27 protein-coding genes and 1 pseudogene are annotated in these 25,158 nt (G+C 72.8%); 12 read left to right on the top strand and 16 right to left on the bottom strand.

From position 1 onward, the window contains the following. The first annotated feature begins 3 nt into the window (after nucleotides 1-3). The 3 genes from sodN to OG990_RS34665 are packed head-to-tail and all read left to right on the top strand — an operon-like array spanning nucleotide 4 to nucleotide 1,375. Nucleotides 4-408: a superoxide dismutase, Ni gene (gene sodN / locus OG990_RS34675; RefSeq protein WP_328420004.1), complete on the top strand. Its 405-nt coding sequence runs from the start codon at nucleotides 4-6 to the stop codon at nucleotides 406-408. After that, nucleotides 405-971, top strand: a complete 567-nt coding sequence (locus tag OG990_RS34670) for a GNAT family N-acetyltransferase (protein ID WP_406078391.1) — start codon at nucleotides 405-407, stop codon at nucleotides 969-971. Before sodN ends, OG990_RS34670 begins: the two co-directional genes overlap by 4 nt. Beyond that, complete coding sequence (locus tag OG990_RS34665; RefSeq protein WP_328420008.1) at nucleotides 968-1,375, top strand: ATP-binding protein; 408 nt, start codon at nucleotides 968-970, stop codon at nucleotides 1,373-1,375. Before OG990_RS34670 ends, OG990_RS34665 begins: the two co-directional genes overlap by 4 nt. 50 nt (nucleotides 1,376-1,425) lie before the next feature. On the opposite strand, the gene OG990_RS34660 is transcribed toward OG990_RS34665, so the two are convergent. Further along, nucleotides 1,426-1,815: a hypothetical protein gene (locus tag OG990_RS34660; RefSeq protein ID WP_355608516.1), complete on the bottom strand. Its 390-nt coding sequence runs from the start codon at nucleotides 1,813-1,815 to the stop codon at nucleotides 1,426-1,428. A gap of 43 nt (nucleotides 1,816-1,858) precedes the next feature. Between OG990_RS34660 and OG990_RS34655 the strand changes: the two genes are divergently transcribed. Together OG990_RS34655 and OG990_RS34650 are read left to right on the top strand one after the other, a co-directional pair. Further along, the gene (locus tag OG990_RS34655) at nucleotides 1,859-2,809 is read left to right on the top strand and encodes a diacylglycerol kinase family protein (RefSeq protein WP_328420012.1); all 951 of its coding nucleotides are present in this window, start codon (nucleotides 1,859-1,861) and stop codon (nucleotides 2,807-2,809) included. 449 nt (nucleotides 2,810-3,258) lie between these two features. Further along, a complete protein-coding gene (locus OG990_RS34650; protein ID WP_007072794.1) occupies nucleotides 3,259-3,516 on the top strand; it encodes a WhiB family transcriptional regulator in 258 nt (85 codons plus the stop codon). 66 nt (nucleotides 3,517-3,582) lie between these two features. On the opposite strand, the gene OG990_RS34645 is transcribed toward OG990_RS34650, so the two are convergent. The 5 genes from OG990_RS34645 to OG990_RS34625 form a co-directional block, all read right to left on the bottom strand. Then, on the bottom strand, nucleotides 3,583-4,395 hold the full coding sequence (locus OG990_RS34645; protein WP_406078390.1) for a sirohydrochlorin chelatase: 813 nt from the start codon (nucleotides 4,393-4,395) through the stop codon (nucleotides 3,583-3,585). Beyond that, nucleotides 4,377-5,138 (bottom strand): phosphoadenylyl-sulfate reductase, encoded by a 762-nt coding sequence (locus tag OG990_RS34640; protein WP_406078389.1) that lies wholly within the window; start codon nucleotides 5,136-5,138, stop codon nucleotides 4,377-4,379. Before OG990_RS34640 ends, OG990_RS34645 begins: the two co-directional genes overlap by 19 nt. Further along, nucleotides 5,135-5,296 (bottom strand): hypothetical protein, encoded by a 162-nt coding sequence (locus OG990_RS34635; RefSeq protein ID WP_328420022.1) that lies wholly within the window; start codon nucleotides 5,294-5,296, stop codon nucleotides 5,135-5,137. Before OG990_RS34635 ends, OG990_RS34640 begins: the two co-directional genes overlap by 4 nt. Then, nucleotides 5,293-7,005: a nitrite/sulfite reductase gene (locus OG990_RS34630; protein WP_406078388.1), complete on the bottom strand. Its 1,713-nt coding sequence runs from the start codon at nucleotides 7,003-7,005 to the stop codon at nucleotides 5,293-5,295. The genes OG990_RS34635 and OG990_RS34630 overlap by 4 nt, the downstream gene beginning before the upstream one ends. A gap of 292 nt (nucleotides 7,006-7,297) precedes the next feature. Continuing rightward, complete coding sequence (locus tag OG990_RS34625) at nucleotides 7,298-8,209, bottom strand: ArsR family transcriptional regulator (RefSeq protein ID WP_406078387.1); 912 nt, start codon at nucleotides 8,207-8,209, stop codon at nucleotides 7,298-7,300. A gap of 62 nt (nucleotides 8,210-8,271) precedes the next feature. Between OG990_RS34625 and OG990_RS34620 the strand changes: the two genes are divergently transcribed. Both OG990_RS34620 and OG990_RS34615 read left to right on the top strand, forming a co-directional pair. Beyond that, nucleotides 8,272-9,279, top strand: a complete 1,008-nt coding sequence (locus OG990_RS34620; protein WP_406078386.1) for an aldo/keto reductase family protein — start codon at nucleotides 8,272-8,274, stop codon at nucleotides 9,277-9,279. A 48-nt stretch (nucleotides 9,280-9,327) separates the two neighbouring features. After that, nucleotides 9,328-10,881 carry a glycosyltransferase family 39 protein gene (locus tag OG990_RS34615; protein WP_406078385.1) on the top strand — a complete coding sequence of 518 codons (1,554 nt, stop codon included), beginning with the start codon at nucleotides 9,328-9,330 and terminating at the stop codon, nucleotides 10,879-10,881. A gap of 182 nt (nucleotides 10,882-11,063) precedes the next feature. Here the strand turns inward: OG990_RS34615 and OG990_RS34610 are convergent, their stop codons facing one another. Both OG990_RS34610 and OG990_RS34605 read right to left on the bottom strand, forming a co-directional pair. Next, entirely contained in the window at nucleotides 11,064-12,668 is a 1,605-nt protein-coding gene (locus OG990_RS34610; protein WP_386987349.1) for a histidine kinase N-terminal domain-containing protein, read from the bottom strand. Between the two features lie 24 nt (nucleotides 12,669-12,692). Then, on the bottom strand, nucleotides 12,693-13,724 hold the full coding sequence (locus OG990_RS34605; RefSeq protein WP_406081972.1) for an SIS domain-containing protein: 1,032 nt from the start codon (nucleotides 13,722-13,724) through the stop codon (nucleotides 12,693-12,695). Nucleotides 13,725-13,913: 189 nt separating this feature from the next. Between OG990_RS34605 and OG990_RS34600 the strand changes: the two genes are divergently transcribed. Further along, the gene (locus OG990_RS34600) at nucleotides 13,914-15,752 is read left to right on the top strand and encodes a tetratricopeptide repeat protein (RefSeq protein WP_406078384.1); all 1,839 of its coding nucleotides are present in this window, start codon (nucleotides 13,914-13,916) and stop codon (nucleotides 15,750-15,752) included. Here the strand turns inward: OG990_RS34600 and OG990_RS34595 are convergent, their stop codons facing one another. Further along, complete coding sequence (locus tag OG990_RS34595; RefSeq protein ID WP_406078383.1) at nucleotides 15,753-17,330, bottom strand: MDR family MFS transporter; 1,578 nt, start codon at nucleotides 17,328-17,330, stop codon at nucleotides 15,753-15,755. It lies immediately after the preceding gene. A gap of 111 nt (nucleotides 17,331-17,441) precedes the next feature. On the opposite strand from OG990_RS34595, the pseudogene OG990_RS34590 reads away from it, so the two are divergent. Then, nucleotides 17,442-18,060 (top strand): annotated as a pseudogene (locus OG990_RS34590) (TetR/AcrR family transcriptional regulator); the annotation flags it as partial. 44 nt (nucleotides 18,061-18,104) lie between these two features. Here the strand turns inward: OG990_RS34590 and OG990_RS34585 are convergent. Together OG990_RS34585 and OG990_RS34580 are read right to left on the bottom strand one after the other, a co-directional pair. Next, nucleotides 18,105-18,614: a GNAT family N-acetyltransferase gene (locus OG990_RS34585; RefSeq protein WP_386987357.1), complete on the bottom strand. Its 510-nt coding sequence runs from the start codon at nucleotides 18,612-18,614 to the stop codon at nucleotides 18,105-18,107. After that, nucleotides 18,611-18,832 carry a biotin/lipoyl-binding carrier protein gene (locus OG990_RS34580; protein WP_355613643.1) on the bottom strand — a complete coding sequence of 74 codons (222 nt, stop codon included), beginning with the start codon at nucleotides 18,830-18,832 and terminating at the stop codon, nucleotides 18,611-18,613. The genes OG990_RS34585 and OG990_RS34580 overlap by 4 nt, the downstream gene beginning before the upstream one ends. 221 nt (nucleotides 18,833-19,053) lie before the next feature. Here OG990_RS34580 and OG990_RS34575 point away from each other — a divergent pair, with 221 nt between their 5' ends. Further along, nucleotides 19,054-19,128 (top strand): 50S ribosomal protein bL37, encoded by a 75-nt coding sequence (locus OG990_RS34575; protein WP_386988480.1) that lies wholly within the window; start codon nucleotides 19,054-19,056, stop codon nucleotides 19,126-19,128. A gap of 119 nt (nucleotides 19,129-19,247) precedes the next feature. Here the strand turns inward: OG990_RS34575 and rsrA are convergent, their stop codons facing one another. From rsrA to OG990_RS34550, 5 genes are all read right to left on the bottom strand, one after another. Further along, nucleotides 19,248-19,535: a mycothiol system anti-sigma-R factor gene (rsrA, locus tag OG990_RS34570; protein ID WP_328420042.1), complete on the bottom strand. Its 288-nt coding sequence runs from the start codon at nucleotides 19,533-19,535 to the stop codon at nucleotides 19,248-19,250. Nucleotide 19,536: 1 nt separating this feature from the next. Continuing rightward, nucleotides 19,537-20,364, bottom strand: a complete 828-nt coding sequence (locus OG990_RS34565) for a sigma-70 family RNA polymerase sigma factor (RefSeq protein WP_355613646.1) — start codon at nucleotides 20,362-20,364, stop codon at nucleotides 19,537-19,539. Nucleotides 20,365-20,647: 283 nt separating this feature from the next. Next, on the bottom strand, nucleotides 20,648-21,265 hold the full coding sequence (locus OG990_RS34560; RefSeq protein WP_406078382.1) for an alpha/beta family hydrolase: 618 nt from the start codon (nucleotides 21,263-21,265) through the stop codon (nucleotides 20,648-20,650). Between the two features lie 52 nt (nucleotides 21,266-21,317). Beyond that, nucleotides 21,318-21,710: a WhiB family transcriptional regulator gene (locus OG990_RS34555; protein WP_328420048.1), complete on the bottom strand. Its 393-nt coding sequence runs from the start codon at nucleotides 21,708-21,710 to the stop codon at nucleotides 21,318-21,320. A gap of 196 nt (nucleotides 21,711-21,906) precedes the next feature. Next, nucleotides 21,907-22,617 carry an SOS response-associated peptidase gene (locus OG990_RS34550; RefSeq protein ID WP_406078381.1) on the bottom strand — a complete coding sequence of 237 codons (711 nt, stop codon included), beginning with the start codon at nucleotides 22,615-22,617 and terminating at the stop codon, nucleotides 21,907-21,909. A gap of 102 nt (nucleotides 22,618-22,719) precedes the next feature. On the opposite strand from OG990_RS34550, the gene aroA reads away from it, so the two are divergent. Next, nucleotides 22,720-24,021, top strand: coding sequence for a 3-phosphoshikimate 1-carboxyvinyltransferase (gene aroA / locus OG990_RS34545; protein WP_406078380.1), 1,302 nt, complete (start codon nucleotides 22,720-22,722; stop codon nucleotides 24,019-24,021). Further along, a complete protein-coding gene (gene rsgA / locus OG990_RS34540; protein WP_328420054.1) occupies nucleotides 23,991-25,151 on the top strand; it encodes a ribosome small subunit-dependent GTPase A in 1,161 nt (386 codons plus the stop codon). The genes aroA and rsgA overlap by 31 nt, the downstream gene beginning before the upstream one ends. Nucleotides 25,152-25,158: the final 7 nt, after the last annotated feature.

The following is a 25,158-nucleotide window of genomic DNA, read 5'->3' as shown; positions in this document are numbered from 1 at the left end:
CCGATGCGACTTCCACGCATCCTTGCGCCCCGCGTCACCGCGAGCGCTCACTGCGACCTGCCGTGCGGCGTCTACGACCCGGCCCAGGCCCGGATCGAGGCCGAGTCGGTCAAAATGATCTGCGAGAAGTACCAGTCGAACACCGACCCGGAGTTCCGCACCCGGGCGGTCATCATCAAGGAACAGCGCGCCGAGCTGGTCAAGCACCACCTCTGGGTGCTCTGGACCGACTACTTCAAGCCGGCCCACTTCGAGAAGTACCCGAACCTGCACACGCTGTTCAACGAGGCCACCAAGCTCGCGGGCGCCGGCGGCGTCAAGGGCAGCCTGGACCCGGCCACCGCCGACAAGCTGCTCGCGAAGATCGACGAGATCTCGAAGATCTTCTGGGAGACCAAGAAGGCGTGACCAACCCGGTCATCCCGACGATCCGGCCGGCACGTCCCGAGGATGTGCCGGCCGTCGTCGCCATGGTGCACGAGCTGGCGGAGTACGAACGCGCTCCCGACCAGTGCCACCTCACCACCGAGCAGTTGACCTCGGCCCTGTTCGGGACTGCGCCGGCCCTCTTCGGCCACGTCGCGGTCGACGAGCACGACCAGCCGATCGGCTTCGCGCTGTGGTTCCTCAACTTCTCCACCTGGGCCGGCGTGCACGGCATCTACCTGGAGGACCTCTACGTCCGGCCGACCGCGCGGGGCACCGGGGCGGGCCGGCTGCTGCTCGCCACCCTGGCCGACATCTGCGTACGGCGCGGCTACCGGCGGCTGGAGTGGTGGATGATCGACTGGAACCCAGCCGCCGGGTTCTACGCCTCGATCGGCGCCGAGCAGATGAGCGAGTGGGTCCCCTATCGGCTCAGCGGCGACGCACTGCGCGACCTGGCCGGCCAGGTCGGCCAGGCGGCGGCTGCCGGCACGCGTACGGACGACCGACCGGGTAGAGTCCCCGACCGGGGGGATGAGGCGTGACTCAACTGACCGGCCAGCCAGCGACCGACGACGACGTGGTGCACCTGACGGTGCCCGCCGACGGCGGCTACCTCGGCGTGCTCCGCACCGCCACCGCCGGTCTCGCGGCCCGGTTGCAGTTCGCGCTGGACGAGATCGAGGATCTGCGGATCGCGGTCGACGAGGCGTGCGCCATGCTGCTCGCCATCGCCACCCGCGACGCCGAGTTGGAGTGCCGGTTCTCCGTCACCGAGGACGCGCTGACCGTCGAGGTCACCGTGCCGACCGTGCACGGTGCCACGCTGCCCGCCGAGTCGTCCTTCGCCTGGAAGGTGCTCACCGCGCTGACCACGTCGGCGTCCGCCACGGCCGCCGACGGCCGGGCGACGATCTCGTTGCTCACCCGCCGCTCCGGCGGATACTGACCGGCCCGCCGCGCGATCCCCTGCCGCGCGCCGTCACCTGCCGCGCGCCGTCACTCGAAGCCGAGGGCCCGGGTCGTCGGAGGGCTGACCAGCAGCCAGCCGACGCCCAGACCGAGCGCCATCAGCGGCACGCCCAGCCAGCCCAGCCCGGCCTGAATCATGAACCACCCGATCGGCAGCAGCATCAGCTGAAGCACGATTGCGGGGGCACGCGCGCCGGCCCGGCGGCGCAGCAGCGCGCGGCCAAGCGCCCAGAGCACGACCGCCGCCCCGACGGCGAGCGCCGTCACCAGCAACGCCGACGGAAGATCCGTGGTGGTAGCGGTGAAATCGGCCCAGACCAGCCAGGCGGCGATCAACCCGACGGCGACCGCCTCCGCCCACAGCAGCCGGACCGCCCAGCGGAGCGTGACGGGAATCGGGTCCGAGTCGATGGTCACGCGCGACACGATACCTGGGCTACTGGGAGGTACAGTGCCGCCCATGCGCGCCGTCCTGGTGGTCAATCCGAAGGCCACCACCACCAGCGAACGCAGCCGGGACGTGCTTGTCCGGGCGCTGCGCAGCGAAGTCGACCTCAGCGTGCGCTACACCCGCCGGCGCGGGCACGCCATGGCGCTGGCCCGGGAGGCCGCCGCCGAGGGGGTTGACCTCGTCGTCACCCTGGGTGGCGACGGCACCGTGAACGAGGTGGTGAACGGCCTGATGACGGCCGAGCCGCCAACCGGCGCCGACGGCGCCACACTGGCCGAGCGGCTGCCCGCGCTGGCCACCGTTCCGGGCGGCTCGACAAACGTGTTCGCCCGCGCGCTCGGCCTGCCCCGGGAGTGGCCGGAGGCCACCAGCATGATCCTCGAAGGGCTGCGCCTGGGCCGACAGCGGACGGTGGGGTTGGGCCGCGCGGACGACCGCTACTTCACCTTCTGCGCCGGGTTCGGCCTGGACGCCGCGGTGATTCACCGGGTGGAGCAGGCTCGGCGTCGGGGTCGGGTCTCCACCCCGGCGCTCTACCTGCGCTCGATCATGAACCAGTACTTCCTCGCCTCCGACCGACGGCACCCGGCGATCACCCTGGACCGACCGGGCGAGCCGGCGGAGAGCGAGTTGGCCACCGTCATCATCCAGAACACCGCGCCGTGGACGTACCTGGGCGATCGGGAGATCAACCCGAACCCGGAGGCCTCGTTCGACCTCGGGCTGGATGTGCTGGCGCTCCGTCAGCTCCGGGTGGCCAGTACGACACGGACAGTGACGCAGTTTTTCTCCCGGCGGCCGGATCCCAAGGGGCGGCAGGTGTTACGACTCCATGACACGGCGGAGTTCACCCTGTTCTCCAGCCGCCCGCAGGCGTTCCAGCTCGACGGTGACTACCTTGGCGAGCGGGAGAAAGTCAGATTCACATCCGTTCCCGCCGCACTGAGAGTAATCTGCTAGGTCTCGGGTACTGCCCTAGGTCGACGCGGCGCCACATCGCACGTCGCGAGTCGCCGCCACACCGAGGGGCAGGTGCCGGAAATGTCAGCAATGTCACGCGCACTGTACTATATTGATCCTCGACTGTGGCACGGCGGGTAACCAGGAAGGCACTGGAACCCGGACAAATGGGTTGTGGGCTTGCTCACCGCCCGGAGTTTTTCCGAGCGTCACCCTTGACATCGCGAGCGTTCGTGAAAGTATTCACAAGCGAACTTGAGTTACCGGGACATTGCCTGGATATGCTCGTCAGGTTGAGCTGTTCCAGCAGGTCCACGGGACTAACTGCCTGCTCACGCACTGCCGAATGGCCGGACGCGAACTGTCACCATCGGCACTGCGGATGCATATAGGAAAAGCACGACCAAGCAATTAATTGCCACCCATCCAGAATGAGGAGTGTTGCCGCCATGGACTGGCGTCACCATGCTGTCTGCCGCGACGAGGACCCGGAGCTGTTCTTCCCGATCGGGACGTCCGGACCGGCTCTCCTGCAGGTCGAGCAGGCCAAGGCCGTCTGCAGGCGCTGCTCCGTGACCGACCAGTGCCTGCAGTGGGCGCTTGAGTCGGGTCAGGACGCCGGCGTCTGGGGCGGGATGAGCGAAGAGGAGCGGCGCGCTGTCAAGCGGCGCGGCGGCCTCCGGGTGCTGCGCGCTCACTCCGCCTGATCCCACGACACAGCTGCAACGCCCCGGCGGGTCCGCCCGCCGGGGCGTTCTGCTGTCCAACCCCGGTCACACCGCTGTCGCCAGGACGCGGCGACCGGACCGGTCGTCGACCCGGCGCAGCACCAGCTCGGCCAACTCAGGGGCGTCGGACAACGGGGCCGCCACCGCCACCGCGCCGGCCGCCCGTGCCTCCTCGGTCACCGCATCGTGAAACAGGCCCGGCGCCAGGAAGTACCCGGACACCGCCACCCGGCGTGCGCCGGCCGCCCGCAGCAGGGACACCGCGACACCCGTCGCCGGCGGAGCCGCCGAGGCGTACGACACCCGGCAGGGCACCCCGAACTCCGCACCGAGCGCCTCCGCCACCCGGCCCACCGAGCCGCGTGCCCGCGCGTCCCGGGTGCCCGCCGCGGCCAGCACCAGCGCATCGAAGCGGCCCGGACGCGACTCACCGAGCCGGCGGCGCAGCCCGGCCAGCAACGCCGGGTCCACCCTCCCGTCCGCCGGCCCGAGCACGTCGGTCACCCGTACCGCCAGCGGAGGCCCGGTCTGCGCCGCGGCTGCGACGGCCGCCGGGATGTCCACCCGATGGTGGTACGCGGCGGTCAGCAGCAGCGGCACCAGCACCGCGCGGCGGTGGCCGGCCACCGCCAGCGCGCGCAGCACCTCGGTCGGACCCGGCTCGGTGTGGTCCAGCCAGCTCGCCCACACCGGGGTGCCGGGCCGGGCCGCCGACACGGCCCGGGCCAGCGCCCGCGTCGCGTCGGCAGCTCGTGGATCGCGGCTGCCGTGGGCGACCAGCACGATCGGAACCGCCCCGCCGGCCACACCGGGCCAGGTCGGGGTCGGAGTCGGGGAGGTCAGACGTGCAGTCCGCACTCGGTCTTCTCGAACATGGCCCACCGGCCGGCGCGCGCGTCCTCGCCGGCCTTGGTACGGCGGGTGCACGGCCAGCAGCCGATCGAGCCGTAACCCTGCTTGAACAGCTCGTTGACCGGCACGTTCCACCGGGCGATGTACGCGTCCACGTCGCCCTGCGACCAGGCCGCGATCGGGTTGACCTTGACCTTGCCGCGCCGCGGGTCGAAGGTCACCACCGGCGTGTTGGCCCGGGTCGGCGACTCGTCGCGCCGCAGACCGGCGGCCCAGGCGTCGTACCCGGTCAGCGCCCGCTCCAGCGGCTCCACCTTGCGCAGTTGGCAGCAGTCGTCCGGCGACTTGTTGAACAGCCGCGGGCCGTACTGGCCGTCCTGCTGCCCGACGGTGAGACGGGGCCGGATCGACCGGACGTTCACCGGAAGCGTCCGGGCCACCTCGTCGCGCACCCGCAGCGTCTCCGGGAAGTGCAGGCCGGTGTCCAGGAAGACCACGTCCACCCCCGGAGCCACCCGGGACACCAGGTGGGCCAGCACCGCGTCGGCCATCGAGCTGGTGACGCAGAACCGGTCGCCAAACGTCTGCGCCGCCCAGCGGGCGATCTCCAGCGCCGGGGCGCCCTCCAGCTCCCGACCCGCCTGCTCGGCCAGCGCCCGCAGCTCTTCTGGGCTGCGCCGGGCCGGGTCGGCCGGCGTCGGACCGCCCGGGCCGACCAGACCCAGGCCAGTCGCGGAGACGAGGCTCATCGGGTCACCTCCCGCGAGAGCAGCCCGGTGAACTTCACCGAGAAGACCCGGGTGCAGGCGTGGCACTCCCAGGCGCCGTGCCCCGCCTCGTGCGGCCGCAGGTCCTCCTCGCCGCAGTACGGGCAGTACAGAGGTGCCGCTCGGTTCTCGCTGCTCATCGCAGTTCCTCCTCGTCGACTCTGATCACCCAGTTGGCGAACGTCTCGCCCTCGCTCCGGCCGGCCAGGTAGCGGCGGGCCAGCCGTTCCACGTACTCCGGAAGCTCATCGGCGGTGGTCTTCAGGCCGCGCAGCTTGCGCCCGAAGCCGGCGGTCTGCCCCTGCGCCATGCCCAGCCCGCCACCCAGGTGCACCTGGAAGCCCTCCACCTGCCGGCCGTCCGGGCCGACCACCAGCTGACCCTTGAGCCCGATGTCGGCCACCTGGGTGCGGGCGCAGGCGTTCGGGCAGCCGTTGATGTGGATCGAGATGTCCGCGTCGAAGTCGCGCAGCCGCTGCTCCAGCCGGGCCACCAGCTCCTCGCCGCGGGCCTTCGTCTCGACGATGGCCAGCTTGCAGTACTCGATGCCGGTGCACGCCATGGTGCCGCGCCGCCAGGCCGACGGCCGGGCCTCCAGACCGATCCCCCGCAGCGCGTCGACCAGCGACTCGGTCCGCTCCGACGGCACGTCGAGGACCAGCAGCTTCTGGTACGGGGTGAGCCGCACCCGATCGCTGCCGTGCGCCTCGACCACGTCGGCCAGCTGGGCGAGCTGCCCACCGGAGACCCGGCCGACCACCGGGGCGGCACCCACGTAGTGCCGCCCGTCGGCCTGCTCGTGCACGCCCACGTGGTCGACCGGCTTCGCCGGCAGGTCCGGTGCCGGGCCGTCGAGCAGCGTCCGGCCGAGGTAGTCCTTCTCCAGGACCTCGCGGAAACGCTCCACGCCCCAGTCGGCCACCAGGAACTTCAGCCGGGCCCGGTTGCGCAGCCGGCGGTAGCCGTAGTCGCGGAAGATCCCGACCACGCCGGCCCACACGTCCGGCACCTCGGCCATTGGCACCCAGACGCCGAGTCGCTGGGCCAGCATCGGGTTGGTGGAGAGACCGCCACCCACCCAGACGTCGAAGCCGGGGCCGTGCTCGGGGTGGTCGACGCCGAGGAAGGAGATGTCGTTCGACTGGTACGGCGTGTCCACCAGCCAGGAGATCGACGTCTTGAACTTGCGGGGCAGGTTGGAGTACTGCTTGTCGCCGACGTACCGGGCCACGATCTCGTCGATCGCCGGGGTCGGGTCGAGCACCTCGTCCCGAGCGACCCCGGCGACCGGGCTGCCCAGCACGATCCGGGGGCAGTCGCCGCACGCCTCGGTGGTCTGCAGGCCGACCGACTCCAGTCGGCGCCAGATCTCCGGCATGTCCTCGACCCGGATCCAGTGGTACTGGATGTTCTGCCGGTCGGTGATGTCGGCGGTGTCCCGGGCGAACTCCCGGGAGATGTCCGCGATCACCCGCAGCTGAGCCAGGCTGAGCTGACCGCCGTCGATGCGGACCCGGAGCATGAAGAACTCGTCCTCCAGCTCGTGCGGCTCCAGCACGGCGGTGCGCCCGCCGTCGATGCCCGCCTTGCGCTGCGTGTAGAGGCCCCACCAACGGAACCGGCCGCGCAGGTCCTGCGGGTCGATGGAGGCGAAGCCGCGGTGCGCGTAGATGTTCTCGATCCGGGCCCGGACGTTGAGCGGATCGTCGTCCTTCTTGATCCGCTCGTTGGGGTTGAGCGGCTCGCGGTGGCCGAGCGCCCACTGACCCTCACCCCGCGGCCGGCGCGGCGCCCGGGTCGGGCCGGTCGTCGGGTCCTCGGAACGGGCCGGGATGCTGCTGACCGCCATCGCGGCGTCCTCCGTTGTCTGCGGTGTCTCGGGCAGGCGCGGGGCGCGGCGGCCGGCCCGTCAAGAGCGGGCGGGACAACGGTGTCTGAGACAGCCGGCGCGGAGCGCGCCCGAGACAGATGGGTCGGGCGTCGTCAGTAGGCCGGACAGATCGCGCTGCGCACGCGGCCGTAATCGACGTGGCGACGTGCCACGAAGCGGCGAAGGACAGCGGCGGTCATGGGCTCATGCTGCCACACGCCAGGGGGTCGGGCCAATGTCCGCGTGCCCGATCCCACATGACGGGTGAGCACTAGCCGACCAGCTGGTCACCGAGGACAGTTCGGGCATAACAGACGGTACGTCCCTGCCGGACGCCGGCAATCAGGCCGTTGTCCCGCAGCGTGGTGAGGTGGTGCGACGCGGTCGCCGGCGCGAGGCCCAGCATCGCGGCCAGTTCGCCGGTGCTCAGCGGCGTGTCGAGCAGGGACAGCGCCGCCGCCCGCGTACTGCCGAGCAGAGCGCCCAGCGCGGGGCTGGGCACCGGCGACGCCCACAGCCCGCCCAGCCCTCCGGGCGGATAGCAGAGGGCCGGCCCCGCCTCACCCTCGATGATCGTGTGCACGGACGGTCCGGCGAAGGCGGTGGGCAGCAGCGTCCAGGGACGCCCGTCGAGACCGGTCGGCCGGGTCGTGCCGACGGCGACTCGCAGCGACGCGCCATCCCAGCGGATCGACGGGTGCAGCTCACGCAGCAGGGTCCGGCCGCCCTGCTCGGCGGCGAGTAGCGTCCGCCGCCGGATGTCGGCCAGGGCGAGCGCCCGCAGCCGGGGCCAGTCCGGAGCGATCAGCAGGGTGAAGTAGCGGCGTAGTTGCGCGACCAGGTCGTCCGGAGCCAGCGCGGGCACGCCGGCCCGCTCCAGTTGCCGCCGTACCCGCGCCGGATCGGTGCCGGCAACCGCCCGCAACTCGGCCGCCAGGTTCGGTGCCACCCCGATCGGGGTGAGGAAGTCCGGCACGTACCCGGTGGGCGATCCGAGGACCGCCAACAGCGGCTCCAAGCCCGCGCCCGGCAGCAGCCGCTCGGCACGCTCCAACCACGGGCGGTGCAGCCAGTACTTCGCCGGTTTGCGCAGCGCCCAGGAGCTGGCGACCAGCTCAGCCAGCGGCGAGTGCGCGAAGCGGACCCGGCTCAGGTCGTCGGGCGTGAACTCGACGTCGATCACGCTCGGATTCGACCACGCTCGAACGGTTCGGCGACAGCGCCGGACGGCTTGAGGATCCTCATATGGAGCACAGGCAACTGGGCCGGTCGGGCCTGCGCGTGAGCGCGGTCGCGTACGGCAACTGGGTCACCCACGGCAACCAGCTCGACGAGGACGCGGCGGCGGCCTGCGTGGCCGCCGCCCTCGACACGGGCATCACCACCTTCGACACCGCCGACCGGTACGCCCAGGGTCGGGCCGAGGAGGCGCTGGGCAAGGCGCTGAGCGGAGTCCGGCGCAGCTCGATCGAGCTGTGCACGAAGGTGTACCTCCCGGTCGGGCCGGGAGCGAACGATTCCGGGCTGTCCCGCAAGCACATCATGGAGAGTTGCCACGCCTCGCTCGGCCGGCTGGGCACCGACTACATCGACCTCTACCAGGCGCACCGGTACGACGACACCGTGCCGTTGGAGGAGACGATGACCGCCTTCGCCGACCTGGTACGCCAGGGCAAGGTGCTCTACGTCGGCGCCTCCGAGTGGACCGCCCCGCAGCTGCGCGCCGGCCTGCGGCTCGCCGCCGAACTGCACGTCCCGTTCATCGCCAACCAGCCGCAGTACTCGATGCTGTGGCGGGTGGTGGAGGCCGAGGTGGTGCCCGCCAGCGCCGAACTCGGTCTCGGACAGCTCGCCTGGGCGCCACTCGCCATGGGTGTGCTGACCGGCAAGTACCAGCCCGGCCACCGTCCCCCGGCCGGATCCCGGGCCACCGACGGCTTCGGCGGGTCGTTCATCGCCCGTTACTCCTCCGACCTGCTGCTCGCCCGGGTGCGCCAGCTCCGGCCGATCGCCGAGGCGGCCGGCTGCACGATGGCCCAGCTGGCGGTCGCCTGGGTGCTGCACCGACCGACCGTCGCCAGCGCGATTGTCGGCGCGTCCCGACCCGAGCAGCTCGCCGAGACGGCGGCGGCCAGCGCGGTCCGGCTGGACGACGACCTGATGGCGCGGATCGACGCTGTGCTCGACGAGCTCATCGAGCGTGATCCGGCGAAGACCGCCCGCCCGAACGACGTGCTGCCCGCCTGGCGCTGACCACCGGCTCTCACCCGTGACCGGGGGTGGCCGTGGCAGGCTCACAGCGTGGGCATATTGTCCGGAAAGTCGACCAGGGCGGCGCGGAGCGGCCTGCACCGCGTCCCGGTCTGGCTCCCCCCGGCGCTGCTGACCCTGGCGGTGACCGGGACCGGGCTGAGCTCCGCCCAGCTCTGGCGCGACGAGCTGGCCACCTGGAGCGCGGCCACCCGGTCGCCCGGTGACCTGGCCCGGTTGGCCGGCACCATCGACGCCGCCACCGGCCCGTACTACCTGCTGATGCACGGCTGGCTCGCGATCGTCGGCGACTCCACGGTCGCACTGCGCGCGCCGGCGGCGCTGGCGATGGCCGTCGCCGCCGGGCTGCTCGCCGTGCTCGGCGCGAGATTGGTCGACGGCCGGACGGGCCTCTTCGCCGGGCTGCTCTTCGCGGTGCTCCCCAGCACCTCCCGCTACGGCCAGGAGGCCCGCCCGTACGCCCTGGCCACCATGCTCGCGGTGCTCGCCACCCTGCTGCTGGTGGCGGCGCTGCGGCGCCCTGGCTGGCCCCGGTGGGCCGGGTACGCCGCCGCCGTGGCCGCACTCGGGCTCACCCACCTGGTCGCGCTCACCCTGCTCGCCGCGCACGCGCTCGTCGTACTGATCGCCTGGTGGCGGGGTGCCGCTACAGCCGGCGTGGCCGGGACGGCAGCGGCCGGCGTGGCCGGGACGGCAGCGGCCGGTGTCGACGACGCGCGCGACGGGGATCGGCCGGATCGGCGAGCGTGGCGGTGGGTGGTCGCGCTGCTGCCGGCCGCGCTGCTGGTCGGCCCGCTGCTCGTCGAGGCCGGCACTCAGCGTTCCCGGCAGTTGGACTGGGTCGACCCGGCCCGGTTGGACGACCTGACCGCGTTGCCCGGTGGAGTGGCCCAGAGCAGCGTGGTGGGAGGCCTGCTGGTCGGCCTCGCCACGCTCGGCGCGGCCCGGCTCGGGCGGCGCGCCCTGCTCCCGGTGAGCGCGGTGCTGCTGCCGGTACTGCTGCTCTTCGCCGCCGGCACGGTCGTACCGCTGTGGGTACCCCGGTACCTGGTCTTCGTGGTGCCCTTCGCCTGCCTACTGACCGGCGCGGCGCTGGCCGGGGTGGCCGCGCCGGCCGCGCTGGCCGTGGTGGTCCTGGCCGGGCTGCTCGGCCTGCCCGATCAGGCGGCGCTGCGGCGGACCCACGAGTGGCCGCGCAGTGCCCCGGTGGACTACGTGGGTGCCGCGCGGGTGATCGCCGAGGGGCAGCGGCCCGGGGACGCGGTGGTCTACTCGCCCCGGCAGAGCTGGCTCTTCCTCGACCTGGGCATCGGGTACCACCTCGACGACCGACCGCGGGACGTACTGGTCACCGAGGACGAGGCCCGCCGGGGTGACCTGTGGGCCGCCGAGTGCCTCCAGCCGGCGCAGTGCCTGGCCGGCACGCCACGGGTGTGGCTGGTCGTCGCCGGGCGGCAGGCCGCGCCGCTGGCCGCCGTGCCGGGCGCCAAGGGTGACGCGCTGCGCGCGGACTTCACCGTCGCCCGGGTCTGGCAGCGCCCCGGCCTGACCGTCGCCCTGCTCACCAGCCGCCCCGACCGCTGACCTGACCGCCCCGGCCGGCGGGCCGGCTGTGTGCTCGTCGGGTCACGCCCACCTTTGTGAGCGTGATACCGCAGAGGCATAAATATGACTCACAGGTATCGCGCTCATCCGCACATCTACGCCCGGAGCCGACCCGCCCGGGCACGGAACACCCAACGCCGGCCGGGGAGGGGGCCGGTAGGTCAGGGTTGCGAGCGGCCCTCGGGCGCGCTGCGGGCCAGCGGGACGACGAGCACCGCCTCGGTGCCGCCGTTCGCGCCGGCACGCAGCTCGATGGTGCCGCGCAACTCCCCGGTGACCAGGGCACGGACGATCTGGAGGCCGAGCCGGCTGCCGCGTTCGGCGTCGAAGTCGGGCGGCAGCCCGCGCCCGTTGTCCGTCACCGAGACGTGCAGCATCTTGCGGAACCGGTGCGCCGAGACCACCACCTCCGGCCGGTCCACCGCCTCGGTCGCCGGGACGACGGCGGGCACGGCACCGGGCACCACGGCCGGGACGTACGCGGGACCCGCCTCGTCCACCTCATCCGCTGGCGGGAAGCCGTGCTCGACGGCGTTGAGCAGCAACTCGTTGAGGACCATCACCAGCGAGGTGGCGATCTCCGCCGGCAGCACGCCGAAGGTGCCCTGCCGGCGCATGCCGACGCTCACCTCGGTCGCCGCGACCTCGGTCGCCGCGCTCGCCACCCGGTCGACGATGCCGTCGAACTCGACCGCCTCGTCGCTGGACATGGAGAGCGTCTCGTGCACCAGGGCGATCGAGGCGACCCGGCGGACCGACTCCTCCAGGGCGACCTTGGCCTCCGGCATGGCCACCCGGCGGGCCTGCAACCGCAGCAGCGCGGCCACCGTCTGGAGGTTGTTCTTCACCCGGTGGTGGATCTCCCGGATGGTGGCGTCCTTGGTGATCAGGGCCCGGTCCCGGCGACGGACCTCGGTGATGTCCCGGACCAGCACCAGCGCGCCGATCGGTACCCCGGCGGGCATCAGCGGCAGCGCCCGGGTGAGCATCGTGGCACCGCGCGCGTCGATCTCCCGTCGGGGCGGCGCCTCGCCGCGCAGCGCGGCCAGGATGCCGTTCGCCGCCTCGGTGCCGTCCAGCGGGTCGCCGGCCAGCCGGCGGTGCAGCGCGGCCAGGTCCTCCCCCACCAGGTGGGCGGCGTAGCCCAGCCGGCGGTACGCGGACTGCGCGTTCGGGCTGGCGTAGGTGACCTTGCCGCCGGCATCCAGACGGACCAGCCCGTCGCCGACACGGGGCGCGGAGGTGGTCTCGCCGGGGTGCCGGGGCGGCGGGAAGGTGCCGTCCGCGATCATCTGGGCCAGGTCGTCGGCCGTGGTCAGGTAGTTGAGCTCCAGCTGGCTGGGGGTACGCGCGGTGGAGAGGTTGGTGTCCCGGCCGACCACGGCGACCACCTCGCCGGCCTCACCCTCAGCGGTGCGCAGCCGGACCGGGATCGCCTCGTGCCGGGCCGGCACGTCGCCGTACCAGACCGGGTCGCCCTCCCGCCAGATCCGGCCCTGGGAGTACGCCACCCCCAGGTGGGCCACCTCCGGCCCGCCGACGATCCGCCCCACCTGATCGTCCTGGTACGCGGTGGGCGCGGTCGTCGGGCGGACCTGGGCGACGCAGAGGAACGTGCCCTCGGCGTCGACCGGCACCCACAGCAGCAGGTCGGCGAAGGACAGGTCGGAGAGCAGTTGCCAGTCGCCGGCGATCCGGTGCAGGTGGTCGATGTCGGCCGGACGGAGATGGGTGTGCTCCTCGGCGAGGTCGCGCAGCGTGGACACGGTGACAGCGTGCCACGCCGCGCCTCACATCGTTGCGGTGACCTTCTTCAACCCGCGCGGTGCGTCCGGGTCCTCGCCCCGGGTCAGCGCCAGGGCCAACGCCAGGCGCTGCAACGGCAGGATGTCCAACAGCGGGGCGTACCGCTCGTCGACCTCGGGAACGGCGAGCCGGGTGGCACCGGGCACGTCGGCGGAGCCGACCACCACCACGTCGGCGCGGCGTTCGCCGAGGCGGGGCAGCACCTCCCCCATCGACCGGCCACCCGGGCCGGAGCCGACCACGGCGAGCACCGGGACCTCCGGGTCGGTCATGGCGAGCGGACCGTGCAGCAGGTCGGCGCCGGAGAAGGCGAGCGCCGGCAGGTACGAGGTCTCCATCAGCTTCAGCGCGGCCTCCCGGGCGGTCGGGTAGGCGTACCCGCGCCCGGTGGTTACCAGTTGACGGGCGAACCGGTAGCGCGGCGCGAGCTTGGCCGGGGTTTCGTCGGCCAGGGTGCGGGCGGCCAGCTCGGGCAGCGCCGCGAGCGCCTCGCGCTCGACCGCCGGGAGCACCCCGTCGCCGGCCCGGATTCCCTCCACGAGCATCAGCAGGGCGAGCAGCTCGGCGGTGTACGTCTTGGTGGCGGCGACCGCGCGCTCGTGCCCGGCGGCGATGTCGATGCTCAGCTCGGCAACCTCGGCCAGCGGGGACCCCGGGGCGTTGGTCACGGCAAGGGTCAGCGCGCCGGAGGCCCGGGCGGCGCGTAGCACCTCGGCCAGGTCGGGCGAGCCGCCGCTCTGGCTGACCCCGACGACCAACGCGTCGGACAGGTCGGGACGGGCGCCGAACAGGGTGACCGCGCTGGGCGAGGCGAGCCCGGCGGGCAGGTTGAGACGAATCTCGGTGAGGTACGCCCCGTAGAGGGCCGCGTGGTCGGAGGTGCCCCGTGCGGTGAAGACCACGTGCCGCGGTCGACGCTCGGCGACGGCCGCCGCCACCCGGGCGATCTCGCCGGCGTTGGTGGTGGAGAGCAGGCGGGCGTAGCCTGCCGGCTGCTCGTCGATGTCGGCGGCCATCCCGGCCCCTGCACGTGTCACGGACACTCCCCCCTTTGCGCGATTGCCGCGCGTTTCCTGCTCAGTCTTGCATCTTTGGCTCGCTCCGAGCAATCGAACGAGCAGTAGTGCGCAGTTGATCACCTACCAATCTCAATATCAACTAGACTTGCCCCGCTTCACCCGGTGTAGCTGCGACGAGAGGACGACGTGCCCGAGGGAAGGGACGACCCCGCGCTCTCCGCGACGGAGGAGCTGGCCCTGGCCCGGCTGGCACTGGACGAGGGTGATCTCGACCATGCCGCCGGCCACCTCGCCGGCGCGCTGGCCCGGGCGCCGACCCTGCCGGAGGTGCACGAGACGCTGGCCCGGCTGGCCGCGGTCGGCGGTGGCGGGCTCGACCTCTTCCCCCTCAATCACCACACCTTCGTCGGCGCCGTCGTCGCCCGGGCCCACCTGCTGGCCGCCGCCGGCCGCCCCGCCGAAGGGCTGGAGCTGCTGGCCGCGGCGACCGGGTACGCACCCGGCACGGAGTGGGCCGGCGTGCCGTGGGTGACCGCGCCCGAGCTGGCCGAGCGGCTGGACCCGGAGCACATCGCCCGGGTCCTCATGCAGGTCTGCTCCGCACTGCCCGATCCGGTGCCGCGGGCCGGCCGGGGCGCGCTGGCGCCGTACCTCGCGCTGGCCCGCAACGCGGTCACCGTCCGCCCCGAGCACGGCCTGCTGCTCGGCGCGGCGTCCGCGCTGGCCCGGCGGCTCGGCGAGGTCACGCTGGCGATCCGCTGGGCCACCCGAGGGGTACGGTCCCAGCCGTCGAAGATGGGCGAGGTCTGGCTCGGGTACGCGTACCGCAGCGCCGGCCGGACCCGCGAAGCCCTCGCGGCGCTCGGCCGGGCCGTCGCGCTGGACCCCGACGACCTGGCCATCTACGCCGACATCGCCGGCACCCTGGCCGAGACCGGCCGGCTCGACGAGGCGCTGGAGTGGACCGAGCGGGCGCTGGCCCGGGACCCGTCGTTCGACTGCGCGGTGCACACCGCCCACCGCCTGCGGCACCTGCGCGACGGTGACCTGTCCCACCTGGTGGCGCTCGCCGACTTCGTCCGTGACCACCCGGACGACAGCCACGAGCACGGCGACCTGGCCCAGTGCTGCCGAGGCCGGCCCTGGCTCGGTCAGCTGACACCGGCCGGCGGTCCGCTGGTCGACGCGCTGCGCCAGGCGGTCGTCGACGACGACAACGGTCTCGGCAGCGCCGTACGCCTGACGGCGGCGCCGCCGCCGAGCGCCGTGCGGACGGCCACCTCGGTGGCGCCCGGGCTACGGATCGAGGTGTCCGGTGCGCCGGACCCGGATCCGCGCGAGCCCCGGCGGGCGTCCGCCCAGCGGCTGTGGCACTACGCGGACACCGTGCCGACGCCCGCGCTACCGGCACCCTCGGCGGCGGCGGTCGAACGGATCGGGCAGGTCGCGCACCCGGCCTGGCCACACCCGCCGGCCGCCTACGACGCCGCCGTGGGCCTGGCCGGTCTCGATGTGGCCGACCTGCTCGGCCTGCTGGTACACCCCCCGGCGGCGCCGGCCAACGCGGTGGGCCGACTGCTGGCCGCCCACGACCCGTCGGTCTGGGTACGCGGCGTGCAGGTGTGGGCCTGCCTGGGGCTGCTGCACCACCGGACCGACGAGCCGTGGGACGGCAGCACCCGGCGCCGGGTGCTGCTGGACCTGGTATGGGGGGTGGAGGACTGGGTCACCGAGGCGGCGCTGTTCGCCCTGGTCACCGCCGCCTGGGTGGACCCGGCGGTGCGGCCGGACGTGGCCCGGGTGGTCGCCGAGCGGCTGGCCGACGCGGCGGCGGTGGCCCGTGTGCGGCCGGTCCCGATCGCCGTCTCACTGGCTCACCTGGCGCTGGCCGCGCCGGCACTGGACCCGGCCACCGCGGCACTCGCCACCGAACTACTCGGCAACCAGTCGCCCCAGCTCCCCCGGCCCCGCAACCCACTCCGCCGGCTCTGGCAACGCCTGACCGCCCTCCGTCCCCGCTCCTGATCAGGCGACCGGGGCCCTGCCGAGAGCGATCTCGGCCTCCTCCTCCGTGGTGGCCTGCGCCGGCGCCTCGTTCGCGGTGCGCAACGGGATCTCCTTGATGAACCAGGCGAGCACCGGGATCGCGATGGTGAACAGCACCGCCCAGAGGAAGACGTGCGAGATCGCGTCGGCGAGACCGCCGAGCACCAGCTCACGCGCCTGGGCCGGCAGCTCCTTGAGCTTCTCCAGGTCCATCCCGCCGCCCTCGCCACCGAAGGCGCCGCCCGCGCTGGAGCCGGACAGCCGGCTCGCGAAGATCGCGCCGAACAGGGAGATGCCGAACGAGCCGCCGATCGAGCGGAAGAAGGTTGCCGCGCCGCTGGCCGCGCCGAGGTCCTTCTGCTCCACGCTGTTCTGCGCGATCAGCATGGAGGTCTGCATGAGGAAGCCCATGCCGGCACCCAGCACGACCATGTACAGCGAGGACTGCACCTTGCTGGTGTTGGTGTCGAGCAGGGTCAGCAGCGCCATGCCCGCGGTCATCACCACACCACCGATGATCGGGTACGCCCGGTACCTGCCGGTCTTCGTGATCGCCCGCCCGATGACCAGCGAGACGATCAGCATGCCGAACATCAGCGGCAGCAGCAGCAGGCCGCTGTTGGTCGCCGAGGCTCCCTGCACGGTCTGCTGGTAGAGCGGCAGGAAGTTCATCGCGCCGAACATCGCGAAACCGAGCAGGAAGCCGATCAGCGAGACCAGTGCGAAGTTGCGGTTGGCGAAGAGGGCCAGCGGGAGGATCGGCTCGGCGACACGGCGTTCGACCAGGCCGAACGCCACCAGCGCGAGCGCGGCCAGCACGGCCAGGCCGAGGATCTGCGGTGAGGTCCAGTCGTACTCGTTGCCGCCCCAGGTGGTGATCAGCACGACCGCGGTGATGCCGACCGAGAGCAGCCCGGCGCCGAGCCAGTCGATCCGGTGCTCGGTGCGGTACTTCGGCAGGTGCATGGTGGTGACCAGCACGAGCAGCGCGACGCCGCCCAGCGGCAGGTTGACGTAGAACGCCCAGCGCCAGGAGAGGTGGTCGGTGATGAAACCGCCGACCAGCGGGCCGGCCACCATGGCGATGGCCATGATGCCGGCGATCATGCCCTGGTAGCGCCCGCGCTCGCGGGGCGGGACCAGGTCACCGATGATCGCCATCACGCCGACCATGAGGCCACCGGCGCCCAGACCCTGCACGGCCCGGAAGGCGATGAGCTGGACCATGCCGTCGCTCGGACCGCCGAAGAGCCCGGAGCCGGCCATGCCGCAGAGCGCGGAGCCGAGGAGGAAGATGCCGACCGAGGTCAGGAAGACCGACTTGCGGCCGTAGAGGTCACCGAGCTTGCCCCAAATCGGGGTGGAGACGGTGGTGCCCAGGACGTACGCGGTGACCACCCAGGTGAAGTGGCCGAGCCCGCCGAACTCGCCGACGATCCGCGGCAGCGCGGTGCTGACGATCATGTTGTCGAGCATCGCGAGCATCATCGCGATCATCAGCCCGAACAGCACGACCCGTACGTTGGGTCGCACTGTGGCCTGAGTTGCCTGAGTCATGGGTAAGCTCCCCCCGAGGAATGCCACACTTACTTGCCGCCCGGCTAGTTACCTTACTAGCCGCACGGTAAGTTGGGTGCCAACTGGCGGTCAACCGATTTGGGGGCATGGGTGAGGGAGAGCACAGGCGGCACTCGGGAGCGGATCAAGGTCGTCGCGCTCGAGCTCTTCACCGAGCAGGGGTACGAGAAGACCTCGCTGCGGGAGATCGCCGAGCGCCTCAACGTCACCAAGGCAGCGCTCTACTACCACTTCAAGAGCAAGGACGACATCGTCGCCAGCTTCGTCGAGGAGCGCTTGGAGCGGATGGACGCGCTGACCGCCTGGGCCGAGTCACAGCCGGCGACCCTGGCCACCCGGCGCGAGCTGATCTCCCAGTACGCCGACACGATGTTCACCGGCGACCAGCCGTCGGTGATGCGCTTCTTCGAGCAGAACCAGACCGTGCTCAAGAGCCTCGCGTCCGGCCAGCAGATGCGCGGCCGGATGATGCAGCTGGCCAACGCGCTCTGCCGGGGCGACGACTCCCCCTCCGCCCAGCTGCGCGCCGTGCTGTCACTGTTCGCGGTGCACAGCAGCTGGTTCGCGGTGCGGGCGCCGGGCATTACCGACGCTGAGCGCCGCCGGATCGCCCTGGAGGTGGCCGACGAGCTGCTTGCCGCCATCGGCGTCGCGCCCGACGAGAAGGCGGCCCCGGCCACCTCGGTCGGCCCGCCCGCCTGATCGACCGCGGGCTCAGCCCCGGCATCTCAGCCTCGGGGCGGCTCCGGCATCTCAGCCTCGGGAGAGCTCCCGGCGCAGGCCGAGCAGGTCCACGCCCGGCACCGGCGACCAGTCCTGCTCCCGCGACCGGACGAAGCCGAGCCGCTCGTACAGCCGGTGCGCCGAAGCGGCCATCCCCGCGCGGACGCAGATCACCACCGCCGTGCAGCCCAGCTCGGCCGCGCGGTCGACGCACGCCTGGGCCAGCGCCGCGCCGACACCTCGACCCTGCCCGGCCGGGTCGACCGCGAGCATCCGGAATTCCGCCTCGCCGGGGCCGGAGAGCTCGGCGAACGGGGTGCCCGGCAGCACGAAGGTGACCGAGCCGAGCACCGCGGCGGTCGCCTCGTCCACCGCGACCAGCACCTCGCCGCTGGAGGCCCGGGTCGACACGTCGGCCAGCACCGCGCCGTACCCGTGCTCGCCCTTGAGCTGACCGTCCGCCTCGTACGCGGCCACGGTCAGCCGGGCCACCGCCGGGAAGTCGGCCGGCTCGGCGCGCCGGACCCGCAGGCCGGTCAATCGATCACCGCGATGAGGTCGCCGTCCTGCACGACGTCGCCCTCGTTGACGGCGAGCTGCTTGAGCACACCGTCGGACTCGGCGATGACCGGGATCTCCATCTTCATCGACTCGAGGATCACCAGGGTGTCGCCCTCGGACACGGTGTCGCCGGCCGATGCCACGACCTTCCAGACGTTCGCCACCATCTCGGCGCGGATCTCCTCGGCCATGTGCACGGCCCTCCCTTTTCCCGATGTGCCTGCCGACGTATCCAATCATGCGGCGGACGACGGTGGGCGCAGAGCGGTGTTGCAAGGGTGCCCGGCCGCCCCTGGGGAAGGTGTCGGGTGCCGGCCGCACTACCATCAGCGGGTTGGAACCGCCGCCGGGCCGCCGGTGGGTGCACCGGCGCGAGGACGTGCGCAGGACGGTTCCGACCCATCACGAGGAGGTCAGCATGGCGAAGAAGTCCCGGAAGAAGAAGGCCCGGAAGAAGAGCAACGCGAACCACGGCAAGCGTCCCAACTCCTGAACGCGCCGACGGGCCGACGGCCCGTCACCGCTCAGCCCAGCCCGGGGGACTCCGGGTACGACGGTGGCCCGGGTCGACATCGACCCGGGCCACCGGTTTGTCCGTTCAGAACGCCGACGTCAGTCGGCCAACTCGCGGGAATCGCTGGTCTCGAAGACCACCAGCTCAGTGAGCTTGACCCGCAGCCGCTCGCGCAGCTCGTCCGGCGCGGTCTCGTTGCCGCAGCAACGAGCCACCAGCGCCCGCACCTCCTGCTCGAGGCCGTACTCGCGCAGGCAGGGCCCGCACTCGTCGAGGTGGTGCCGGATCAGCGAGCGCCGCTCGTCGGCGCACTCCAGATCCAGGTAGAGATAGACCTCCGCGAGCACCTCGCGGCAGTCCGTCTCGTGCGGCTTCCCACAGCTCACGTCACACCTCCCGGCCGGCAGCGGCAGCGGTCGAGCCCTTCGACGAGCGGGCCGGGCTGAAGCCCCGCTCCGCGGCGTAGCGCTCGAGCAGCTTGCGCAGATTACGACGGCCCCGGTGCAGGCGCGACATCACGGTGCCGATCGGCGTGCCCATGATGTCGGCGACCTCCTTGTACGAGAAGCCCTCGACATCGGTGAGGTAGACGGCCAGGCGGAACTCCTCCGGCAACTGCTGGAGGGCCTCCTTGACGTCGCTGTCCGGCAGCCGGTCCAGTGCCTCGGTCTCGGCGGAGCGCAGCCCACTGGAGGTGTGCGACTCGGCCTCGGCGAGCTGCCAGTCGGTGATCTCCTCGGTGGGCGCCTGGATCGGCTGGCGCTGCCGCTTGCGGTAGGAGTTGATGTAGGTGTTGGTCAGGATCCGGTAGAGCCAGGCCTTCAGGTTGGTGCCCTGCTCGAACTGGTGGAAGGCGGCGTACGCCTTCAGGTAGGTCTCTTGGACCAGGTCCTCGGCATCCGCCGGGTTGCGCGTCATCCGCAGCCCAGCAGCGTAGAGCTGATCGACGAATGGCATCGCGTCCCGCTCGAAACGGGCCCTGCGCTCGTCCGTCTTCTCGGTGGTCAACCGCACATCCCCTCGCGTCGGATGCTTTCCCGCCGAGGATACGCGCACGGACCTGCCCACAGATTCACTTCCGGCCGGTGTGCTCGTGCTCACCGCACCCGCCCCGCCCGGTCCCGCCGTCGCGGGCCAGTCCGGGCCATCCAACAGCCGCTTCAGCTGCCGGGCGTCCCGTTCGTCCCGTTCCAGGCTCCGTGTATCGGTTGGCACCCGTCACCCCCCTCGCAGAAAAGTCGTCCGGGGGTAGTAACGCGGGACAACGGGTGGGGCATTCCGGCCGGCCGTCCCGTTCCTGGTCCCAGCCCCGGCGACAGCCGGCGCTGGGACCAGGAAGGGCCTGGGAGGACTGGCACCGCCCGTCCGGATCGGGCCGGCGGCACCATCGGATGCAACGACCCGCGCCCGGCACCGGACACGGTCCGGCCGACCGACCGGTGCTGTGGCAGGCGTTCACGTCGCGCGGCTGCGACCGGGTTCGGCGCGGCAGCGCGGATCAGCCGGCCGCCCAGCCCTGGGCGCGCAGCCAGTCCCGGACCACGGCCGCCGTACCGACCGGATCCCGCCGCAGGTCATGGGTTTCGCCGGGTCGGGTCACCACCTGCACGGCCGGCCCCGGCGCCGGCATCCCGAACGGGTCCCGGTCGCCGTTGACCACCAACGTCGGCAGCCCGGTGTCCAGTTCGCTGGCCCGGGAGCGTTCCGGCCGGCCGGGTGGGTGCAGCGGAAAGGCCAGCGCGACGACGCCGGCCGCGCCCACCGCGCGGGCCGTCCGGCAGGCCACGCGCGCACCGCTGGACCGACCGCCAACCAGCAGTGTCGGGACGTCCGGGTGCCTTTCGCGCAGCGCAGCGAGCACTGCGGTCCACGCCTCGTCGAGGTGCCCGGCGGGGGCCGGCGCACGACGGCCGGCGACCCGGTAGGGCTGGGTCACCCGGACCACCGCCAGGCCGACCGCGACCGCCGCCTCCCGTACCGCGAGCAGGTCGGGCGCGTCCACGCTGCCGCCCGCACCGTGCCCGAGCACCAACAGCGTGGCAGCCGGCCGGGCCGGCAGGTCGGTGTCGATCCGCGCCGGACCGCGCGGAGTCTCGATCTCGTCGCTGGGCAGCACCGCACCATTCTGCGCCGCCAGGTCGGCGCCCGGGACAGGACCCGGCCGGTGTTCAGCTCAGCGGCACCAGGGTCAGCAGGCGGTCCCGCACCGGCGGGCCCGCGTCGTCGACGGCGTCTGGATCCGGCTGGACCTCGCCGCGCCAGGCGACCAGCATCGCCCGCCGCTCCCGGGGCGTGGTGCCGCCCCACACGCCGTGGCAGTCACCCACCTCCAGGGCCCAGGCCAGACAGGACCCCTGTACGTCGCAACTGCGGCACAGTGCGACAGCGGCGTCTGCCGGCTCGTTCGGCGCCGGAAAGAATGTCTCTGGATCGACGCTCTGGCACGTCCCTCTGGTGCGCCAACTGTCATCCTGTCGCCGTTCCTGCAAGGCTCGCAGCAGTCGCGGATCTCGCCGCGCCGCAGCCACCTCGTGCGGGCGGGGCATACGCGCCCGTGTCATCCACCCACCTCCCCCGTGGGACCGGCAAGATCGATGGATGTCGTCCGCCCCGTGCGAATCGACACCCACTACCGGCGCTGTGTTCTATCGCACTTCCGGACACTGAGACAAGGGGTTGCCGGGAACATGACTGAACGGTTAGGAGACGAATCGCACGCAACCCTGGCAAATCGGCGCCCGACGATGCGCGTGGGCCTCAGAACAGGGTCAGCTCCTGCGGCGCGACCGTTGGCGCCACCGGCACCCGCGCGATCAACTGCGGCCCGTCGTTGCGGACGTCGCCCACCGCCGGCCCGACCGGGCGGATCTCCAACCCGGCCAGCTGGTCCGCCGTTGGCGGGGCGAGCAGCCGGTCCGGCTCGTCGGTCGACGCCAGCCACGCCGACCACCGCTCGGGCGGCAGCAGCACCGGCATCCGGTCGTGCACCTCGGCCAGCTCGCCGAGCGCCGCGGTGGTCAGCACACTGAAGGTGAGCCGGGTGTCGGCACCGGACTCCCAGATCGACCAGATGCCGGCCAGAGCGAGCACCGAGCCGTCGTTGGGCGTCATGTAATACGCCTGACGCCCACCGTCGGGCTGGCGGACCCACTCGTACCAGCCGTCGGCCGGGACCAGGCAGCGACGACGGGCGAACGCCCCGGCGTACGCCCGGCTGGTGGCCACCGTCTCCGCCCGCGCGTTGATCATGCGGGCCGCGCCAGCGGCGGACCGGGACCAGTGCGGCAGCAGGCCCCAGCGTCCGACGCAGAGGGAGCGGTGCCCCTCCGGGGTGACCCGGACCAGCGGCACCGGGTCGGTGGGCGCGACGTTGTGATCAGGCAGGACCCGGCCGTCGGTGTCGTCCGACGACTCGAACAACGCGCTCAGCTCACCGGAGCTCCGGGTCGTCGCGTACCTGCCGCACATGGGCACACGCTAACCCGTCGAGGGCCCCGCCGGCTGTCCCGCCAACCGGGAGTACGACCGCCGTTCGGCGCCGCCCACCGGCCGACACGGCAGAATGTAACCGTGGGGAACCTGATCGCGACCCGGCCGCCGCAGCCGTGGACCGCACCGACCGCGTCCGACCCGGTGGCGGCCACGCTGCGCCTGCCCGGGTCCAAGTCGATGACCGCGCGTGCCCTGGTGCTCAGCGCACTGGCCGCCGGCCCGTCGACCCTGGCCGGGCCGCTGCGCGCCCGGGACACCGAGCTGATGGCGGCCGGCCTGCGGGCGATGGGCGCGCACGTGTCGATCAGCGACGACGAACGCTGGCTCGTCCGGCCGCACCCGCTGGCCGGCCCGGCGCACGTGGATGTGGGCCTGGCCGGCACGGTGATGCGGTTCGTCCCGCCGGTGGCCGGGCTGGCCGACGGGCGGATCACCTTCGACGGCGACCCGCAGGCCCGCACCCGGCCGCTCGGCCCGCTGATCGGCGCGCTGCGCTCGCTGGGCGTCCGGATCGACGCCAGCGGCGCGGGCAGCCTGCCGCTGACCGTGCTCGGCTCCGGCGGGGTCGCCGGCGGTGAAGTGGTGATCGACGCCTCCGCCTCCAGCCAACTGGTCTCCGGGCTGCTGCTGGCCGCGCCGCGCTTCGACCGGGGCGTCGTGGTGCGGCACGTCGGCCCGCCGGTGCCGTCCGCGCCGCACCTGCGGATGACGGTGCAGATGCTGCGGGCCGCTGGCGCGGCGGTCGACGACACCACCCCCGACGTGTGGACCGTCGAGCCCGGCCCGCTCACCGGGCGCGGCTGGGAGATCGAGCCGGACCTCTCCGGTGCGGTGCCGTTCTTCGCCGCCGCCCTGGTCACCGGCGGCGAGGTCACCCTCCAGGGCTGGCCGCGCAGCAGCGCCCAGCCGGTCGAGCAGCTCCGCTCGCTACTGCACCGGATGGGTGGCGAGGTCACCCTCTCCACCACCGGGCTGACCGTCCGGGGCACCGGCGTGGTGCACGGCCTGACCGCCGACCTCTCCGACGTCAGCGAGCTGACGCCGGCGCTGACCGCGCTGGCCATGCTGGCCGACTCGCCGTCGTCCTTCACCGGCATCGGGCACATCCGCGGCCACGAGACCGACCGGCTGACCGCCCTGGCGCGGGAGTTCACCGCACTCGGGGCGGACGTCACCGAGGCTCCGGACGGGCTGGAGATCCGGCCCCGGCCGCTGCGCGGCGGCGTGTTCCGCACCTACCACGACCACCGGATGGCGCACGCCGCCGCGGTGGCCGGGCTCGCCGTGCCGGGCATCGAGGTGGACGACGTCGGGTGTACCTCCAAGACCATGCCGGAGTTCCCGGCACTATGGTCAGCGATGGTGACCGGCAAGAGCTGACGCGACAGGGGGCGGTCCTGGCGACCAAACGGCGGGAGTACGACGAGGACGACGTACGGGTCCGACCCGGGAAATCGTCGCGTCCGCGTACCCGCACCCGACCCCGGCACGCCGACGCGGTGGACGGCTTCGTCATCGCCGTCGACCGGGGGCGCTACACCTGCGTGCTGGCCGGGGCCGAACACGGCGTGGTCGGGGCCGAGCTGCCCACGGTCACCGCCATGCGGGCTCGTGAGCTGGGCCGCAAGTCGGTCGTGGTGGGCGATCGGGTCAGCCTGGTCGGGGACACCTCCGGCGCGGAGGGCGCTCTCGCCCGGATCGTCCGGATCGCCGAGCGCCGCTCGGTGCTGCGCCGCACCGCCGACGACGACGAGACCACCGCCGAGGGCCGGCTGGAGCGGGTGGTGGTGGCCAACGCCGACCAGTTGGTGATCGTCAGCGCGCTGGCCGACCCGCCGCCGCGCACCGGGTTCATCGACCGCTGCCTGGTGGCCGCGTACGACGCGGACATCGACCCACTGCTCTGCCTCACCAAGGCCGACCTGGCCGGGCCGGAGGAGGTGCTGGGCTACTACACGGAGCTGGAGCTGCCGTACGTGCTGAACCGCCCCGACTCCGACCTGGACGCGCTGCGCGCGTTGCTCGCCGGCCGGGTGTCGGTGCTGGTCGGGCACTCCGGGGTGGGCAAGTCGACACTGGTCAACCGCCTCGTCCCGGACGCCCTTCGGGCGGTCGGCGTGGTCAGCGCGATCGGCCGTGGCCGGCACACCTCGACCAGTGCGGTGGCGCTGCGGCTGCCACCGATCCCCGGTATCGACACCGACCCGGGCTGGATCATCGACACCCCGGGCATCCGCAGCTTCGGGCTGGCGCACGTCTCTGCCGACAGCCTGCTGCACGGCTTCCCCGACCTGGTGGAGGGGACCGCCGACTGCCCACCCAACTGCCCGCACACGGCCGACGAGGCCGACTGCGGGCTGGACGCCTGGGTGGCCGCCGGCAAGGCCGACCCGCGCCGGCTGGCCTCGTACCGCCGGTTGCTCGCCTCCCGGGCCGGCGAGGGCGACCAGCGCGGTGAGACCGACCAGCGCGGGCCCGGCGAGGGCGACCGGCGCGGGCCCGACGAGTGAGCCACCC

This window comes from Micromonospora sp. NBC_00858 (genome assembly GCF_045207365.1).
GTDB lineage: Bacteria > Actinomycetota > Actinomycetes > Mycobacteriales > Micromonosporaceae > Micromonospora.
The sequence above is the reverse complement of the archived record's forward strand: the minus strand, read 5'-3'. Positions and strand labels throughout refer to the sequence as shown.